The organism is uncultured Thalassolituus sp. (genome assembly GCF_950066645.1).
Classification (GTDB): Bacteria; Pseudomonadota; Gammaproteobacteria; order Pseudomonadales; family Oceanobacteraceae; genus Thalassolituus.
This window is the reverse complement of sequence record NZ_CATMFB010000012.1, coordinates 49,197-64,075: the sequence shown is the minus strand read 5'-3', so window position 1 is coordinate 64,075 and position 14,879 is coordinate 49,197. Positions and strand designations below refer to the sequence as shown.

Here is a 14,879-nt window from a genome sequence, read left to right as displayed (position 1 = left end):
CTGTGGATTCAGACGGTTTCTGTTAACGGAATAACTTCCGCTCCCCGGCTGGTAAAGCTATCAAAGAGTAGCTGCCAGTCGGGAGTATCCATTTTTTCGTTCTGTACAAAATCGATAAAAATGCGGCGTTTATTCAGGCTCAGGCCTTGCTGAAGAGGCGAATTTTCTAACCAGCAGTCTTCAATGCCAATAATTTCCTCGGCCCGTAACATCAGAAAAACATCTCCCGCACCGCACAACTCATCGCTGTGACAACTGTATGTATCGAGGTGCTGAAACGCCAGCTGCGGAAATTTTTTTTCCAGCGCTTCCATATTTGCCAGCGGGCATTTTCCACTGCTCAGCAGGTATGCACAGTTGCCGCATTTGCCTGACGGGGCTTTCATAGCAGGTATCCTGAAATTACCTGCATTTCCCGGCTCAGGTAGCGTAGGGCATAACGTCCGTCGCGGCGGCTCTGGTAAATATGCTGTAGCGCAAAAAATGGCTGATAGAGTGATTCCAGGCATGCCTGGCGCCAGTGCGCTGGAAGTTCAGAATTAATTCCGGAGTCCCGCAGGGTGGTATAGATCCGCCGTAGCCAGCTTTCTTGCAGACGGGACAGTCCTTTATTTCCTGCGTCCGTTGCCAGTTCAAGACCGGTATCAATAAAATCGTTCAGCAGGTCACTGCGCAACTGCTCGCCATGGTAGTTGCGGATCATATTATCCAGTGAGTCAAAACGGTCCATGTGCTCGTGCGCAATCGACAGGCGCGATGCGCTTAGAATCGCCTTTTCAGGTACTGTGATATGTCGCATTGCATGTATCCTCCAGTCAGAAGAATACATTAATGAGAATGATTATCAAAAACAACTATGAGGGTGTTTGATTTTTACTATCACGCAAGAGAAATTGATAGCTTACCAGTGACAGGGCTTTTCGCCGTTGCGGTTTATCTTGACCCAGCCCTCATCCGGGCTTTCTTCCTCACCTTCCTGCCAGCTACTGTCACTGCAGCGGACTTCGCAGCCTAACGCGGCGAATGCTGCACGGCCCAGCTCGAGATCGTTATTCCACGCTGTGTTGTTGCTGCGGAACCAGAGGCTGGCAAAGTTTTTCTCTGCTTTGTCGTTGAGGAAGATATCCATTGTCCCTGCACGCCAGTGGCAGCGACTTTCGCTATGAACCAGTGCCTCCAGATCAGAGAACAGGGAGGTCAGCCACTCGCCGACGGCCTTGATGTCGGGTTTCAGCAGATAGATTTCGAGGTCGGGGAAGCGCTCAGTCATGTCGGGGCGGGGCTCTGAATATCCGGATAAGAAGCAGCATAATATACCCGCTCGCTGCAGCAAGAGCACCTGCGCCTGAGATGAGTAATGCAATCAGGGCGACGATCTCCTGTTGCAGTGACGGCAGAATCAGGTGCTCGGCGTACAGCATTCCGCCGGCGCCCCCGAAGAACAGGGTGGCACCAATCGCAAAGCGGGTGAGGTAGCGTCGCTCGTGCATGGCCCGTTGATTTATCCAGGTCTTAAGAGACATCGTTGATCTCGTCATTTTCCTGACGCAAGCATAGCAGAGCGCCTTCTGAACTTCTTCACTCCCCGATAAGCCCCGTAAATACTGCATTCTCACAGGGCTATGCACAGAAATATCCACAGGGTGTGTGGTTATCCACTGAAACTACCCACAATCAGAAACGTCAGAATCTCCGCGCTCTGCCGGCCCTTCAGGATAAGGGTCATAAATCTGACAGGTGCATAAGAAATCACGATGCTTTTGAATTAATCATTGAAAAATAAAGACTTTTTCTGTTTTTGATGTGACTGTTCTGTTTCTGATCAGTTTATCTCAGCCCCCATCAAACGGGCGTATGAAACACTTAACTCCAGACTACTCACAGAGTTATCCACAGAATCTGTGAAAAAACACGATTTATCATAGAAGTTGTTCACAATTCGCCAGAGAAGGCAGATGTGATCATAGTTTGAACATGCCTGGACTTTCTTGTAGAATGCCCGCCCTTCGTCAAAGCTGTGCTTAGGCGAACTCCTTGCCTTACCGGATGGGCCGGAAGGCTGAATACCCATAAGGAGCTGACAATGCGTCACTACGAAATCGTTTTCCTGGTTCACCCGGATCAGAGCGAACAGGTTCCTGCGATGGTTGAGCGTTACACCAACACCATCGAATCCGCTGGCGGTAAAATCAACCGCTTCGAAGATTGGGGCCGCCGTCACCTGGCATACCCGATCAACGACGTGCATAAAGCACACTACATCCTGATGAACGTTGAATGTACTCAGGAAGCTCTCGACGAGCTGACCACCAACTTCCGTTACAACGATGCTGTTCTGCGTAACATGGTGATCCGTCGTGATGAGGCTGTTACTGAAATGTCTCCAATCAAGGCTGCTGAAAGCCGTGAAGACCGTCGTCGTGCAGAGCGCGCTGAAGCAGAAGCTAAAGCAGACAATGCTAACGATGAAGATGAGACTGAAGAACAGTCTGCTGAAGACAACGCTGAGTAATAGGGGATTTAGTCATGGCACGTTTTTTCCGTCGTCGTAAGTTCTGCCGTTTCACTGCTGAAGGTGTTTCTGAGATCGATTACAAAGATCTGGACACACTGAAAGGCTACATCACTGAAACTGGCAAAATCGTACCAAGCCGTATCACTGGTACCCGTGCTAAGTATCAGCGTCAGCTGTCTACTGCGATCAAGCGTGCGCGCTACATCGCACTGCTGCCATACACTGATCAGCACGACAATTAATAGATACGGTCCGTACTGTATCCATTACTAATTTTCGTAGCGCCGGTGATTGACTGGCGTGACAAAAAGACACGGCTGCCGGCTCAGGCGGGTGGCCCTGTAATGAGGAATCATTATGCAAATCATTCTGCTGGAAAAAATCGCAAACCTGGGCTCACTGGGCCAACAGGTTACTGTACGTCCTGGTTACGCTCGTAACTTCCTGTTCCCACAGGGCAAGGCTGTACCTGCGACCAAAGCAAACGTTGAGCAGTTCGAAGCTCGTCGCGCTGAGCTGGAAGCTCAGGCTGCTGCTAAGCTGGCTGACGCTCAGGCACGTAAAGAGCAGATCGATGCTCTGGAACTGTCTGCAGCAGTTAAAGCGGGTGACGAAGGCAAGCTGTTCGGCTCTCTGGGTAACCGTGATGTTGCTGAGCTGGCTACTGCTGCTGGCGTGACTCTGGCAAAAGCTGAAGTTCTGCTGCCAGAAGGCCCACTGCGTCAGGTTGGTGAATACGACATCGCTATTCGCCTGCACCCTGAAGTAGAAGCGACTCTGACACTGCACGTTGTTGCTGAATAAGCACTGACGACAGTTGATCAGTCCGGAGTCTGAGCCAAACTGGTTCATAACTCCTGTTTAAGGCACTATTGGTTCCCACTGATAGTGCCTTAATTATTTTCGGATCAGGAAAACATGAGCGACGACTACAGCCACGGAGCAGAAGAGACTGGTAGCGTACGGGTTCCCCCCCATTCAGTAGAGGCGGAGCAATCTGTCCTGGGTTCACTGATGCTGGATGACCGTGCATGGGAATCGGTTGCTGAAACCGTACTCGATGTCGATTTTTACCGCCAGGACCACCGGATCATTTTCCGGGCAATCCGTCATCTCGTAGACCAGGAGCAACCCGTTGACGTGGTGACGGTTGCCGAGGAACTGGAAGAGCGGGCTCAGCTGGAAAAAGCCGGCGGTGCGGCGTATCTCAGTCGTCTGGTCGATATGACCCCCTCCATCGAGAACTGCGCTGCTTACGCTACGATTGTCGCTGAGCGCTCGCAGCAGCGTCGCCTGATTGAAGCCGCCTCCGATATCATCGAACGGGCGTTCGAACCGGCAGGAGATGATGCACTGACGCTGATCTCTGATGCCGAAAAGTCCATTGCTCAGATTGCGGAAGGCAGCCGGAAAGATGGCGGCCCTGAGCTGGTGGCCCCTATCCTTAAGAATACACTCGAACAGCTCGACCAGATGTTCAATCAGCCTGAAGGTCTGACGGGTCTTACCACGGGCTTCACCGAAATCGACAATCGTACGTCGGGTCTCCAGAAAGCTGACCTGGTCATCGTCGCTGCCCGTCCTTCCATGGGTAAAACGACCTACGCGATGAATCTGGTCGAGAATGCGCTGCTGGCCACCAAGCGTCCGGTGCTGGTATTCAGCCTTGAGATGCCGTCTGAATCTATTGTGATGCGGATGCTGTCCTCCATCGGCAAAATCGATCAGACCCGGATCCGCTCCGGTAAATTAATCGATGAAGACTGGCCTAAGCTCTCGGCGGCGGTCAACCTGCTCAAGGATCTGCCGCTTTATATTGATGACACTGCGGCGCTGACACCTCAGGAAATGCGTGCCCGTGCGCGCAAAGTGTATCGTGAGAACAACAACGACCTGGCACTGATCATGGTCGATTACCTTCAGCTGATGCGGGTTTCTGGTCCATCGGAAGGTCGTACACAGGAAATCTCGGAGATTTCGCGGACACTGAAGATCATCGCTAAAGAATTCAACTGCCCTATGGTGGCACTGTCTCAGCTTAACCGCTCGCTTGAGCAGCGACCGAACAAACGCCCGGTAAACTCTGACCTGCGTGAATCGGGCGCGATCGAGCAGGACGCCGATATTATTCAGTTTATTTACCGGGATGAGGTTTATAACGAAGATTCTCCGGATAAGGGCATTGCGGAAATTATTACCGGTAAACACCGTAACGGCCCTATTGGTATCGACCGTCTTGCCTTTATCGGTAAATACACACGATTTGAAAATCTCGCCCACGGCTACGAGGGCGGAGATGATGAGTACTGATCTGAATGAAATTTACTCCAGAAATTAGTTTCGAGGGTGGCAGAGTCAAGCCTCTGCACTATGACGATATCGACGCACTTTATGAGTTGTATCAACACCCGGAAATTCCCGGGCAGCGACCACTCGATAACAAAGAGCACCTGACTCGTATGGTCGACTACAGCGTACAGATGGCGGCCACTCAGCGGGGTATGATGTGGGCCATTGAAGTGGGTGGCGAAATACAGGGTATGGTCAGTGGCTTCGACTGGCAGCCTTCGCACCTGCGGATCATGATGCGTGTCGACGGCCTGCCATCACTCAGTGACGAGCATCGTACTGCGGCGTTGTCTGTGTGTATCGAATTTCTGCAGAGCAAATACCATGTCCGTAATTTCGGCTACCAGTGGATTGAAGGGCAGAAGCCTTCTATTACTGCAGCGATTCAGGCATTGGGCTTCCAGCCTGCAGCGGTATTGCGGCACGCCTGGCGCACTGGCGACAGTACGTTCGCTGATGTGCACCAGTACCACTATGTGTCTGATAAAGCGAAGCCGGTACCTAAGCGACTGGGTGACGATGATAATCCGGGGCAGAATCTGGATGCTGGAGTGAAGCACTGATGAACTGGAATTTCGTAACCGATAATTTTCTTATTCGTCTGCCTGTGTCAGAGACAGACGGTGCTGCACTCTTTAATCTTCTTCGTCAGCAGTCAGTCAGTGATCATATTCCACGACTGGCACTGGCTGTGGAAACCCAGGCTACTGATGAGCTGCGCCGGATCGCGATGCGCTTTGAAACGCGGGAGGCTGCTTTCTGGTTGATCGAAAAGGAATCGACAGGTGAATTGATTGCCCGTGTAGGTGTTCAGCACATCAATTGGATGATGCTGAATGCACAGCTCCAGTGGGAGTTTGCTCCGGCCTGCGATCAACAGGCAATTCAGGAATTTATTCCGGCAATTATTGATTTTATTTTTACCGAGCTCCGCTTGCATCGACTGGAAGTCAGAGTGCGCTCCGGACATGCAGAGCAGAAAGACATCCTGAGTGCGCTCGGTTTTGATGCCGAGGGAACTTTGCCGTCGCAATTTGAATACGGTGGTGATGATATCCATCTGGATGTGTATTCCATTATTTCCCAGAAATAAAAAAGGCCGCGATGCGGCCTTTTTTATCGCTGCTGCTTAATTACAGTTCACACTGTGCAGCGCCCCGGTTGGCCCGGATCATGTCACGGTCGGCGTTATTGACTGTACCATCCAGATTCACGTCAAAGTCACCACTGAGGAAGCTGCGGAAGTAGAAACGCCACAGGTCCGAGTTGGTGATTGCTCCGTCTCCGTTCAGGTCACCGCGCAGGAATTCCAGCGTGCCGGCATCTGTCGTACCCAGTGGAGCATTAAAGTCTGCACAAGGAAAGACATAGCCCTCGGCGCTGGCAGAAATCCGGTAGTCGCCAGGGAACCCCGCAGGCTGGCTGAAGCTCAGGTCATCATTAATCGCCAGCGGATACTGGTTTCCATCTGCATCGAGCAATACCGCGGATTCAATTATGGTGTTGGTCAGCTGGTTACCCACGGCGGCAAACTGCCCAGTGATGGTGGTAGGCGTCGTCACGTTGAAAGTAATTCTCTCACTGACTGAGTCACTCTCGCCGAAGATATTTTCGCCAGTGACCTGGCAGTGCAGAGTCAGTTCGCCCGTGCCACTGGTAGCGGTCAGCGTGGTGGACATCACTTCAGAATCGTCGGCGGTTTCCTCTGCTGCAGTAAGCGTCGCACTTGCATACTGTTGCTCCTGGATCAGGCGGGTAGATGCCGTGCTCCCTTCCCCCCAGGTTCCTGGCAGAGGCTCAGAGAGTGTTCCTGCAGCATCGCCAGAGAGAATCCGGCAGCTCGCGGTAACCCGACTGTACAGTCCACTGGCAGCGATGCTGATACCGGCAGAATCCCGGGCCGCGGATGACAGCTCAGTGGCAGAGACGCTGATGTTCATGTCTGGTTTGGCGACTTCACTGCTCAGGCTATAAGTGACATACGGTGCACGCAGGGTATCTTCAGAAAGAAACTGCAGTTCATTCGACTGCCAGCGCACGTCGGAGGCGATAGATCCAATCAGTCCTGGTGAGACTGAAATCGTTTCACCGCGAAGGAACTCCTCAAGAGCGCCAGACGTTGCTACACGTACAATCTTCTCGTTCACAAGTGCGGCAAAAGCCTGAGGCGTCATATCCGGGTCAACGCCCAGAGCGCTCAGGTCGTCCGGCAGGGCAGGATAGCTGTCTGCAAGAGCCGCAGGAAGGCTGTCGAGAACGGCAGCTCTGACGGCAGGAATAAAGCCTTCAGGAGTGGTAGCCTCCAGCTGTTTAACCGCAATCTGAGACAGATAAATAAAGCGCTCGTTGTCGAGGTTATAAATCACCGGCGTTGTGACATTCAGTTCCCCACCACCTGTGTATCCAAGCGCGAGCCAGCGCTTACTTTCCCGGTTGAACCAGCCCCCGCTTTCTGTTTCCAGGTAGTCTACGTTTTTGACAAAACCGTACGGCACGCCGGACTTCAGTCTGATCGGAAGCTCTTCGAACCCCCAGTCGTAATACGGTGGGAGTGCAGCTGAATTCCGCACCAGAATTTTCTCACCGTTCACGTTGGTAAAGTCTGAAAATCCTGTCCAGCCGGAGATAAACAGGAAGGATTCCGGATCGAGGTCATAGCCGCTCAACAGGGAAAAAGAAGTCATTTCATCCGATGCGCTGTTGGTATAACCGTTGAAGTCTCCCTGCGTGGCGGTGTGATCATAGACATCTCCGATAAACAGAGGATTCAGGAACTGATGTACTGCCAGCGTGCTGCCGGTTCCGCGCAGTGTCAGCTGCGATGAGTTGCTCCCATTATAGAAAGTCGCGGTATCACTCAGTGTATCGGTAAATACAAATTTGTTGCTGGTGAAGCGACCATTCGGTGCTGACATATATTCATGGTTATCGGTGCGTACTCCCGTGCTGAACACCTGACAGGCTTCCTGTTCAGTCGCGCGCAGCATAGGGCTGAATGACTCTGTCGCGCACAGGTAAATATCTTCAGCACTGCTTACGGTTGCATCAATCAGAACCAGGTGATCGGCTGTCTGAGTCAGAACCGACTGGCGGGTAACCGGAGCAATTTCAATCCCGCTGTATTTGTTTTCGGTCAGCCATGCCTCAACGGTAGTGAGAAACTCAGCATCAGTGGAGAGTGTGGCGCCCGTCACCGCCTGATAGGCCTGAATGCCTTCTGCACTGGTGGGTGCCGCCGGATAATTTTCCAGCATGAGGGCAGCGTCTGCATCGGGAGCGCTGCTCTGAATAATACCGACCGCTGCTGCGAAGTCTGATGCGGTTGAAATATCAATGCTGATCACGGCGGTGCGTTGATCTTCAATAAGAGGAATGACCGGCATTGCCATCCGCAGATGACCAGTTTTTACCTGTTGAATATCGGTACCAGCACTGAAGCTGACAACATGTGAGGCATAAGCGGTGGGGATAAGAGTTCCGGCGAGTATGGCAAGGGCGAGAGCTGAACGCTTCATAACAGAATCCTTCTGTTTGTTATTATTGAAGCGTTAGCTTACCTGCCTGAAATTTCACTGAAACTTGCCGGAGGCGACACCTTTATTTATTTACAGAACACTTAATAAAACTGGTACTCAGGCATTAGGGGAAGGCCGCACAGGCGGCACTTCATTCAGAGCGAAGCCTGCAACTGCAGCCACCAGGTCCGCCCTGGCTCGAAGACTCTGGTGGTGGTTTCATAGCCGCTGATGTCGGCGCCGCTTCTGGAAATATGCTCTGCATAAGCCCGGTCAAACAGGTTGTCTATGCCCGCATTTATGCGAAGGTTGTCACCGGCCTGCCAACCTGAATTGACGGAGAAAACAGCAAAGCCGGGGGAGCGTCCGATGTCCTGTCCGACGATATTTCCGGTACCGGGTGCAACCCGGTTCTGATCACCGACTACGCGCAGAAGGGCACCGGCAGACCAGGTTGTTTCAACATAGTTCAGGCTGAAGGTCGCCTGAGGCGGAGCGATCTGCCCCAGCGCTGTGTTGTCAGTGTCGTTCTCACCGCGCACCCAGGCGAACGACGACTGCGTGTTCCAGTGGGGGCTCAGTTGGTAGGTTGCTTCCGCTTCCGTGCCATAGCTGATGGCGCGGATGTTACGGGCATTGCTTGCGGCGGCACTGACGTCCGGGAGTTGTTCGATCAGAATGTAGTCCTGATGCAGCGCATAAAATGCGGAGACTGAACCGGTCAATGGCCCTCTGTTGAAGAGCAGGCCGGTATCCAGCTGAGTTGTGCGTTCCGGGCGGACATCAAAGGTGCTTGCACTGCCCGTCATCATAGGTGACTGCGCTGCAGGATTTTTATTCCGCTCCCAATAATCTGCCGCACGTTCACTGTGGCCCAGGCCGGCATACAATCGTTGATCAGGGGAGATCTGCCACTCATAACGGGCAAACATGCTGTGTAACAGGTTAATGTCTTTGTCGCTGCTTGTGGTGCGGTTCGCTCTCAGGTCTTCTGCCTCATCCCGGTTAATCCGTAGGCCAGTGTGCAGGCTGCTGCCGTCTGAGTATTTGTGGTCCAGTTCGACGAAGGCGCCCTGGGTCTCGAAGCGCATGTCTTCGTTCCGGTGCAGTTGATCAGCATCGGGCGTCTGCATCATATCCATCATGTTGTTCGCATTGCGGATGCGATGCTGGTTTTTCTGATAATCAATGCCAGTGCGGACGTCGGTTGCCAGCCCCGGCGTCCAGAGGCCTGTCAGGCTTGCGCCTGTGGTTTCGCGGTCTGGATTACTGACCATTTTCATTCCTGACGTACTGCGCAGGCTGAAGTTATCCATTACGTGATCGACATACTGACGGTAGATGCGTGCCTTTACGCTGGCCAGGCTGTCACTGATATTCTGTTGTTCGAACATGAGGGCTGCGTTGCTTCTGTCGAACAGCGCACCGTCCATGGCACGATCTGCGTAGCGGGCTTCACCGTCGCTGCGCCCGCCACTGAGCTCGATGCGTGAATCTGTGTGAGGGGTCCAGCCGATGGCGGCATTGCCGCTCCAGCGGGTATAGGCGGAATGCACTTCGTCACCGTTTCCATCGCGGTAGTTATTGGCATCTGAGCGTGTGCCGCTGAGGTCGAGGTAACCGCGCTGGTTGCCGGAGAGCAGGTGCGCCATCTGATCATTACGGTCGGCACTGGCCGCTAACAGGCTGGCGTCGCCCTGAATCTTAGCAACAGAAAAATCGGGTTTGTGGCGTTCAAATAATACGGTGCCTGCGCTGCTGCCGGGTCCATGCTGAACCGACTGTGGTCCTTTCAGGACAGTGACGCTGTCGTACGCCTGTGGAAATACGTAGGCGGTTGGCGGGTCCATGCGGTTACCACAACCTCCGAGTACGGTATCACCGTCCAGCAGGATACTGAGGCGCGATCCCGCCATTCCCCGGAAAACAGGATCGCCGTCGGTACCCCCCTTACGGATAACAGCGAAGCCCGGGATATTCTTCAGCAGATCGGCGCCATCGTGAGCAGGAACGGGCTGGCGGGGCGCTTTAGGGTCGGTCGTTACCGTCAGCACGGAATCGCTTTGGGGTGCGGTAATCACCACGTTATCGAGAGTGTGTTCTGCCATGACCGGCGATGAAGATAAAACAGCAACAGCAGAGAGTAGGGATGAAGTACGTAGCATTCTGGCAGAGTCGGTTGATGAAAACCGCTGCAGATTAGCAAACCCGCTGCTCACTGGCGTGTGACAGGATGTCGCAGTCAGGCGTCGTTTTCGTGAAATGCCATGACCAGAGGTTCATCGGTCTCAGGGTCTGTCGTCACCCTCAATACAATCGGCCGGCAGCAGACCTGACAGTCTTCGATGTATTCCTGTTCCGGCTCAGACGGATCAATAAGGACCGTCAGGTGTTCGCCGCAATAAGGGCAGGCGATATCAGCTTCTGACTGAAACATAGATTCAGAGTGAACTCAGCAGATGTTCCATCCGCTTTTTCTGTTCGTCGCGACTGACCGGAATACTGACGTTTTCAGGGAGGGCAACCGGAATATCCACTTCCAGCGTTTCACCATTCTGCAGTCGGTGCAGCAGGATATCGTAGTTGCGCTTAAATACCGGAAAGACTTTTTCTTCGGGCTCATTAGCAATAAAAAACCAGTCCGTGGCGCGCCCGGCAAAATACACAGCCGGATGGCTCCAGCGGTAGTCTTTTTTCGGCGACGGGGCGCGGCAGGCTTCTACGTACGCAGCGTGGGCTGAAGGTAGCCCCAGCACCTCGGCGACATCGCAGCGCGACAGCACCTCATGAACGTTTGGCAGCCAGCTGTTTTCTTTTACTGCGCGTTCGGCGGCACGCATGATGACTTCGCCACTGTAGTCACCCAGCAGTCTCAGCCACAGGCGTTTGGCCATATTCAGGGTGTCCAGATCCGGAAAGGCTTTCAGAAACTGGTTGTGATAATTAAAGCGGAACAGCTCAAAAATCTGATTGATGGCTGCCATCTGGCCGTCAGTCGGAGTCGCGTTATTTTGCCCAGCTTGTGTCACTGAGTCGGTGGACGCTTGCCTGAGCTGTTGTGTAACCCGGTTGAGCACCTGTTTGCTGTCCATTTGCTTCTCCTGTTGGCTGATCTTTCTGAGCCAGACGTTTACCCCACTGCTGTTTTACGTACTGCAGAAAGCGGCTGTTCCAGCTGTTGTGCACCTGATTGGAATCGCGCCAGTAAAGAACAAATTCCGGCACCAGTGAACTGGCAAAATCCCGGGGGATATGGCCCATCTTAAGTATGTCGTAGCAGTCTTCAGCGGGCTGCCATTGAGCATCTATGCGCACAGGCATGGGCGAATGCTCTACCGCAGCAGTATACCGCGCCCATTGTTGACGGACATGCTGAATAAATTTGCTGTTCCAGGTTTTAAACACGTCGCCGCGCTCACTCCAGTAGAGAATAAACTCCGGAACTGCATCATCAATAAACTGTGGATCGATGCCGGCGCGGCTGAGTATCTGGTGCGCATCCGGACTCGGGCGCCAGTCGCCGGTGATGGGCCTGGCTTCGTCCTGTACCGGGTTAAAGGCCGTACGCTCCTGTTCTCTGCGGAAGCGGCTGGCATCATTCTGTGTATAAACCCATTGGTTCTTCACATGACGGAAGAAGCGGGTATTCCAGTCGTTACGGTTGCTGCCCTGTTCCTGCCCCTGCAGGACAAAAGCATCCAGCTGGGCACAACTGAATGCCCGGGGCACACCATGTTGCTCCAGGCGCTGCAGAGTGTCTTCAGCCGGTTGCCATTTCTGTGGCATCGGGGCTGGGCGTGCAGGTGCTGGCTGGGCGCTGGTCGGAGTGCCGGACTGTGATCTCGCCGGTTGCGGGGTGGTCGCCGGACGGCTTGCCGGGGTAGCCGCCTCATCACCGAAATGAAAAATAATACCGCCGGCATCCGGGAACATCGGCCCCTGAATTCTCAGCAGACCTTTATCGGTCAGGCTGCGCAGCACACGTCGGATGGTAACGTCATCCCAGAAAGGTAACTGCTGACGCAGAATATCGTTATTCAGCCTGGCCTGTGGCTGGCTCTGCAGCCGTGCAGCGTCGTTCAGAACCGTCAGTAGCACTGCTTCTTCCAGACCGATGGTGGCGGCCAGTGTCGCAGAGAGGCTGATCGTGTGGTCGCTGAACAGCGGGTGGCTGGGCATGAATGACTTCCGGCTGATGGTTTGGGCTGACATAATGACAGACAACTGCCGGGAACCGACAGAGGCCTTCCGACATTGTACTCATTTTCAGGAATCTTCCCACGCTTATGACCCGACCTGCCCGAGCTTTGCTCAAGTGGTCAAACCTGCGCCACAACTATCGCATCGCCCGTCAACGTACACGCCATGAGGCTTACGCCGTGATCAAAGCCGATGGCTATGGGCATGGTATGACGGCCTGCGCGGATGCACTGGCAGGAGAGGCGGATGGTTTCGCCGTGGCGTGTGTTGATGAAGCAGTGCGTTTGCGCGACGCGGGTATCCGCCAGCCGATTCTTGTTCTTGAAGGTGCGATGGAGCCTGCCGAGTGGCAGCTGGCGTCGCGCTACCATCTTCAGCTGGCAATTCATCATCCTCAGCAGTTGCGGGACCGTGCAGCGGTCGTGTTCGACGAGGCCGTTGCCGTCTGGCTAAAAATCAACAGCGGTATGAACCGTCTGGGGGTACGCTTCAGCGACGCACCGGAAATGATTGCCCGTATCCGTAATGATCAGGGGCTGATACTGCGGCATGTGATGAGTCATTTCTCATCGTCAGATGAGGCAGACACCGCCTGTTACGAAGCGCAGAAAACCCGCATGCTGGGGCAGGCCTGGCCTGTACCACTTAGCCTCAGTAACAGTGCCTCTGTGTTGCGTGGCGGTGTTGAAGGCGAGCGCGTTCTGCGTCCGGGAATTATGCTCTACGGCAGCTCGCCACTCGAGGGAGTTACGGCCAGAGAGGCCGGGCTGCGCCCGGTGATGACGCTGCAGTCCGCTCTGATCAGTACTCACTCCGTGCCTGCCGGAGAATCCGTTGGTTATGGTGGTAGCTGGACGGCTGCCCGCGAAACACGGGTGGGGGTAGTTGCGATCGGGTACGGTGATGGCTATCCACGACATGCACCAGCGGGGACTCCGGTAAATGTTGCTGGCGTCAGGTGTCCGCTGATTGGCCGGGTTTCAATGGACATGATTACCGTCGATATTACGGACGCGCCGGAGGCCTGCATCGGATCGCCGGTTGAATTGTGGGGTGAGCTGGTGGACATAGATGAGGTTGCCGCTCTGGCCGGCACCATCAGCTATGAACTGTATTGCCGCCTGACTCCCAGAGTTCCACGAACGAATCTTCAGTAGTAGCTTTTTAAGACAACCACTGGAACAGTGCAGTGCATGAAAAGTAATCTGCGCAGCAGCATAATGCCCGGGTGCCGGAGGTTATTCCGGCATGCCAGCGCATCAATCTGTTTACCGGAGGCTCCATGATAAAAGCTTACGCTGCCAAGGCACCGGGTGCCCAGCTCGAACCCTTTGAATACGACGCAGGCCCATTGGGCGATCACGACGTTGAAATCGACGTCGAATACTGTGGAATCTGCCACAGCGATCTCTCCATGTTAAACAACGAATGGGGGATTACCCGCTATCCATTTGTGCCCGGGCACGAGGTCGCAGGTCGGATCGCAGCCGCCGGTGCGCAGGTAAAATCTCTGAAGGTAGGTGACCGGGTCGGCCTGGGTTGGCACTCCGGTTACTGTATGGAGTGCGCCACCTGCATGGGCGGTGACCATAACCTGTGTGACCATGCGCAGGGTACGATTGTCGGCCGTCACGGTGGCTTTGCCGATAAAGTACGGGCGCAGTCTGCTGCGGTTGTAAAACTGCCGGATAATATCAGCAGCGAAGTTGCCGGCCCGCTCTTCTGTGGCGGTGTTACGGTGTTTAATCCGATTGTGCAGTTTGATGTGACGCCAACCGCCCGTGTCGGTGTGATTGGCATCGGTGGCCTCGGACACATGGCTGTGCAGTTTCTTAATAAATGGGGCTGCGAGGTAACAGCATTCACCTCATCGGAAGCGAAGCGTACTGAAGCTCTGGAGTTAGGGGCACATAAGACGCTCGATTCCCGCGACGCAGAGGCCCTTAAAGCGGCAGCGAACTCTTTCGATTTTATTATTTCGACAGTCAATGTCTCGCTTAACTGGGGCGCCTATCTGGCAACCCTGAAGCCGAAGGGGCGGCTGCATCTGGTCGGTGCAGTTCTGGAGCCAATGGCGATCAATGTGATGTCTCTGATGGGGGCGCAGCGCTCGGTTTCATCGTCTCCGGTGGGAAGCCCAGCCGTCATTGCTGACATGCTGGAATTTGCTGCGCGTCACCACATTGAACCTAAGGTCGAAGTATTTGATCTGGCTGACGTGAATAAAGCCGTTGAGCGTCTCGAACACGGCAGCCCACGTTATCGTGTTGTGTTGAAAATGAAATAAACGGAGAAAACAG

The 14,879-nt window shown here is 54.0% G+C and carries 17 protein-coding genes; 8 read left to right on the top strand and 9 right to left on the bottom strand.

Annotated elements, in window-relative coordinates; all coding sequences use genetic code 11:
• Window positions 1-8: 8 nt before the first annotated feature.
• The 4 genes from Q1L85_RS11980 to Q1L85_RS11965 all read right to left on the bottom strand — a co-directional run bounded on the left by Q1L85_RS11980 (window position 9) and on the right by Q1L85_RS11965 (window position 1,523).
• A complete protein-coding gene (locus tag Q1L85_RS11980; RefSeq protein WP_300425934.1) occupies window positions 9-386 on the bottom strand; it encodes a hypothetical protein in 378 nt (125 codons plus the stop codon).
• Entirely contained in the window at window positions 383-799 is a 417-nt protein-coding gene (locus Q1L85_RS11975) for a hypothetical protein (RefSeq protein WP_300425932.1), read from the bottom strand. The genes Q1L85_RS11980 and Q1L85_RS11975 overlap by 4 nt, the downstream gene beginning before the upstream one ends.
• A 102-nt stretch (window positions 800-901) precedes the next feature.
• Complete coding sequence (locus Q1L85_RS11970) at window positions 902-1,270, bottom strand: hypothetical protein (RefSeq protein ID WP_300425930.1); 369 nt, start codon at window positions 1,268-1,270, stop codon at window positions 902-904.
• Window positions 1,263-1,523 (bottom strand): hypothetical protein, encoded by a 261-nt coding sequence (locus Q1L85_RS11965; protein ID WP_300425927.1) that lies wholly within the window; start codon window positions 1,521-1,523, stop codon window positions 1,263-1,265. Before Q1L85_RS11965 ends, Q1L85_RS11970 begins: the two co-directional genes overlap by 8 nt.
• Before the next feature lie 560 nt (window positions 1,524-2,083).
• On the opposite strand from Q1L85_RS11965, the gene rpsF reads away from it, so the two are divergent.
• The 6 genes from rpsF (at window position 2,084) to Q1L85_RS11935 (ending at window position 5,957) form a co-directional block, all read left to right on the top strand.
• Window positions 2,084-2,512, top strand: coding sequence for a 30S ribosomal protein S6 (rpsF, locus tag Q1L85_RS11960; RefSeq protein ID WP_300425925.1), 429 nt, complete (start codon window positions 2,084-2,086; stop codon window positions 2,510-2,512).
• 14 nt (window positions 2,513-2,526) lie between these two features.
• Complete coding sequence (rpsR, locus tag Q1L85_RS11955; RefSeq protein ID WP_094059612.1) at window positions 2,527-2,757, top strand: 30S ribosomal protein S18; 231 nt, start codon at window positions 2,527-2,529, stop codon at window positions 2,755-2,757.
• A gap of 115 nt (window positions 2,758-2,872) precedes the next feature.
• The gene (gene rplI / locus Q1L85_RS11950) at window positions 2,873-3,319 is read left to right on the top strand and encodes a 50S ribosomal protein L9 (RefSeq protein ID WP_300425920.1); all 447 of its coding nucleotides are present in this window, start codon (window positions 2,873-2,875) and stop codon (window positions 3,317-3,319) included.
• Window positions 3,320-3,433: 114 nt separating this feature from the next.
• Window positions 3,434-4,825: a replicative DNA helicase gene (dnaB, locus tag Q1L85_RS11945; RefSeq protein ID WP_300425919.1), complete on the top strand. Its 1,392-nt coding sequence runs from the start codon at window positions 3,434-3,436 to the stop codon at window positions 4,823-4,825.
• Window positions 4,826-4,830: 5 nt separating this feature from the next.
• Window positions 4,831-5,427, top strand: a complete 597-nt coding sequence (locus Q1L85_RS11940) for a hypothetical protein (protein ID WP_300425917.1) — start codon at window positions 4,831-4,833, stop codon at window positions 5,425-5,427.
• The gene (locus Q1L85_RS11935; RefSeq protein WP_300425915.1) at window positions 5,427-5,957 is read left to right on the top strand and encodes a GNAT family N-acetyltransferase; all 531 of its coding nucleotides are present in this window, start codon (window positions 5,427-5,429) and stop codon (window positions 5,955-5,957) included. The genes Q1L85_RS11940 and Q1L85_RS11935 overlap by 1 nt, the downstream gene beginning before the upstream one ends.
• A 40-nt stretch (window positions 5,958-5,997) precedes the next feature.
• Here the strand turns inward: Q1L85_RS11935 and Q1L85_RS11930 are convergent, their stop codons facing one another.
• The 5 genes from Q1L85_RS11930 to Q1L85_RS11910 form a co-directional block, all read right to left on the bottom strand.
• A complete protein-coding gene (locus tag Q1L85_RS11930; RefSeq protein WP_300425913.1) occupies window positions 5,998-8,379 on the bottom strand; it encodes a hypothetical protein in 2,382 nt (793 codons plus the stop codon).
• Window positions 8,380-8,534: 155 nt separating this feature from the next.
• On the bottom strand, window positions 8,535-10,544 hold the full coding sequence (locus tag Q1L85_RS11925) for a TonB-dependent copper receptor (RefSeq protein ID WP_300433220.1): 2,010 nt from the start codon (window positions 10,542-10,544) through the stop codon (window positions 8,535-8,537).
• A 77-nt stretch (window positions 10,545-10,621) separates the two neighbouring features.
• Window positions 10,622-10,816 carry a CPXCG motif-containing cysteine-rich protein gene (locus Q1L85_RS11920; protein WP_300425909.1) on the bottom strand — a complete coding sequence of 65 codons (195 nt, stop codon included), beginning with the start codon at window positions 10,814-10,816 and terminating at the stop codon, window positions 10,622-10,624.
• Window positions 10,817-10,820: 4 nt separating this feature from the next.
• Complete coding sequence (locus Q1L85_RS11915; protein WP_300425907.1) at window positions 10,821-11,363, bottom strand: replication protein P; 543 nt, start codon at window positions 11,361-11,363, stop codon at window positions 10,821-10,823.
• Between the two features lie 22 nt (window positions 11,364-11,385).
• On the bottom strand, window positions 11,386-12,558 hold the full coding sequence (locus Q1L85_RS11910; protein WP_300425905.1) for a DnaT-like ssDNA-binding domain-containing protein: 1,173 nt from the start codon (window positions 12,556-12,558) through the stop codon (window positions 11,386-11,388).
• Window positions 12,559-12,665: 107 nt separating this feature from the next.
• Between Q1L85_RS11910 and alr the strand changes: the two genes are divergently transcribed.
• Both alr and Q1L85_RS11900 read left to right on the top strand, forming a co-directional pair.
• On the top strand, window positions 12,666-13,736 hold the full coding sequence (gene alr, locus Q1L85_RS11905; protein WP_300425903.1) for an alanine racemase: 1,071 nt from the start codon (window positions 12,666-12,668) through the stop codon (window positions 13,734-13,736).
• A 125-nt stretch (window positions 13,737-13,861) separates the two neighbouring features.
• On the top strand, window positions 13,862-14,866 hold the full coding sequence (locus Q1L85_RS11900) for an NAD(P)-dependent alcohol dehydrogenase (protein WP_300425901.1): 1,005 nt from the start codon (window positions 13,862-13,864) through the stop codon (window positions 14,864-14,866).
• Window positions 14,867-14,879: the final 13 nt, after the last annotated feature.

Bases quoted from the DNA above. Each gene is read 5' to 3' on its own strand.
- Q1L85_RS11980 (WP_300425934.1), bottom strand. From the start codon at position 386: ATGAAAGCCCCGTCAGGCAAATGCGGCAACTGTGCATACCTGCTGAGC.
- Q1L85_RS11975 (WP_300425932.1), bottom strand. From the start codon at position 799: ATGCGACATATCACAGTACCTGAAAAGGCGATTCTAAGCGCATCGCGC.
- Q1L85_RS11970 (WP_300425930.1), bottom strand. From the start codon at position 1,270: ATGACTGAGCGCTTCCCCGACCTCGAAATCTATCTGCTGAAACCCGAC.
- Q1L85_RS11965 (WP_300425927.1), bottom strand. From the start codon at position 1,523: ATGTCTCTTAAGACCTGGATAAATCAACGGGCCATGCACGAGCGACGC.
- rpsF (WP_300425925.1), top strand. From the start codon at position 2,084: ATGCGTCACTACGAAATCGTTTTCCTGGTTCACCCGGATCAGAGCGAA.
- rpsR (WP_094059612.1), top strand. From the start codon at position 2,527: ATGGCACGTTTTTTCCGTCGTCGTAAGTTCTGCCGTTTCACTGCTGAA.
- rplI (WP_300425920.1), top strand. From the start codon at position 2,873: ATGCAAATCATTCTGCTGGAAAAAATCGCAAACCTGGGCTCACTGGGC.
- dnaB (WP_300425919.1), top strand. From the start codon at position 3,434: ATGAGCGACGACTACAGCCACGGAGCAGAAGAGACTGGTAGCGTACGG.
- Q1L85_RS11940 (WP_300425917.1), top strand. From the start codon at position 4,831: ATGAAATTTACTCCAGAAATTAGTTTCGAGGGTGGCAGAGTCAAGCCT.
- Q1L85_RS11935 (WP_300425915.1), top strand. From the start codon at position 5,427: ATGAACTGGAATTTCGTAACCGATAATTTTCTTATTCGTCTGCCTGTG.
- Q1L85_RS11930 (WP_300425913.1), bottom strand. From the start codon at position 8,379: ATGAAGCGTTCAGCTCTCGCCCTTGCCATACTCGCCGGAACTCTTATC.
- Q1L85_RS11925 (WP_300433220.1), bottom strand. From the start codon at position 10,544: ATGCTACGTACTTCATCCCTACTCTCTGCTGTTGCTGTTTTATCTTCA.
- Q1L85_RS11920 (WP_300425909.1), bottom strand. From the start codon at position 10,816: ATGTTTCAGTCAGAAGCTGATATCGCCTGCCCTTATTGCGGCGAACAC.
- Q1L85_RS11915 (WP_300425907.1), bottom strand. From the start codon at position 11,363: ATGGCAGCCATCAATCAGATTTTTGAGCTGTTCCGCTTTAATTATCAC.
- Q1L85_RS11910 (WP_300425905.1), bottom strand. From the start codon at position 12,558: ATGCCCAGCCACCCGCTGTTCAGCGACCACACGATCAGCCTCTCTGCG.
- alr (WP_300425903.1), top strand. From the start codon at position 12,666: ATGACCCGACCTGCCCGAGCTTTGCTCAAGTGGTCAAACCTGCGCCAC.
- Q1L85_RS11900 (WP_300425901.1), top strand. From the start codon at position 13,862: ATGATAAAAGCTTACGCTGCCAAGGCACCGGGTGCCCAGCTCGAACCC.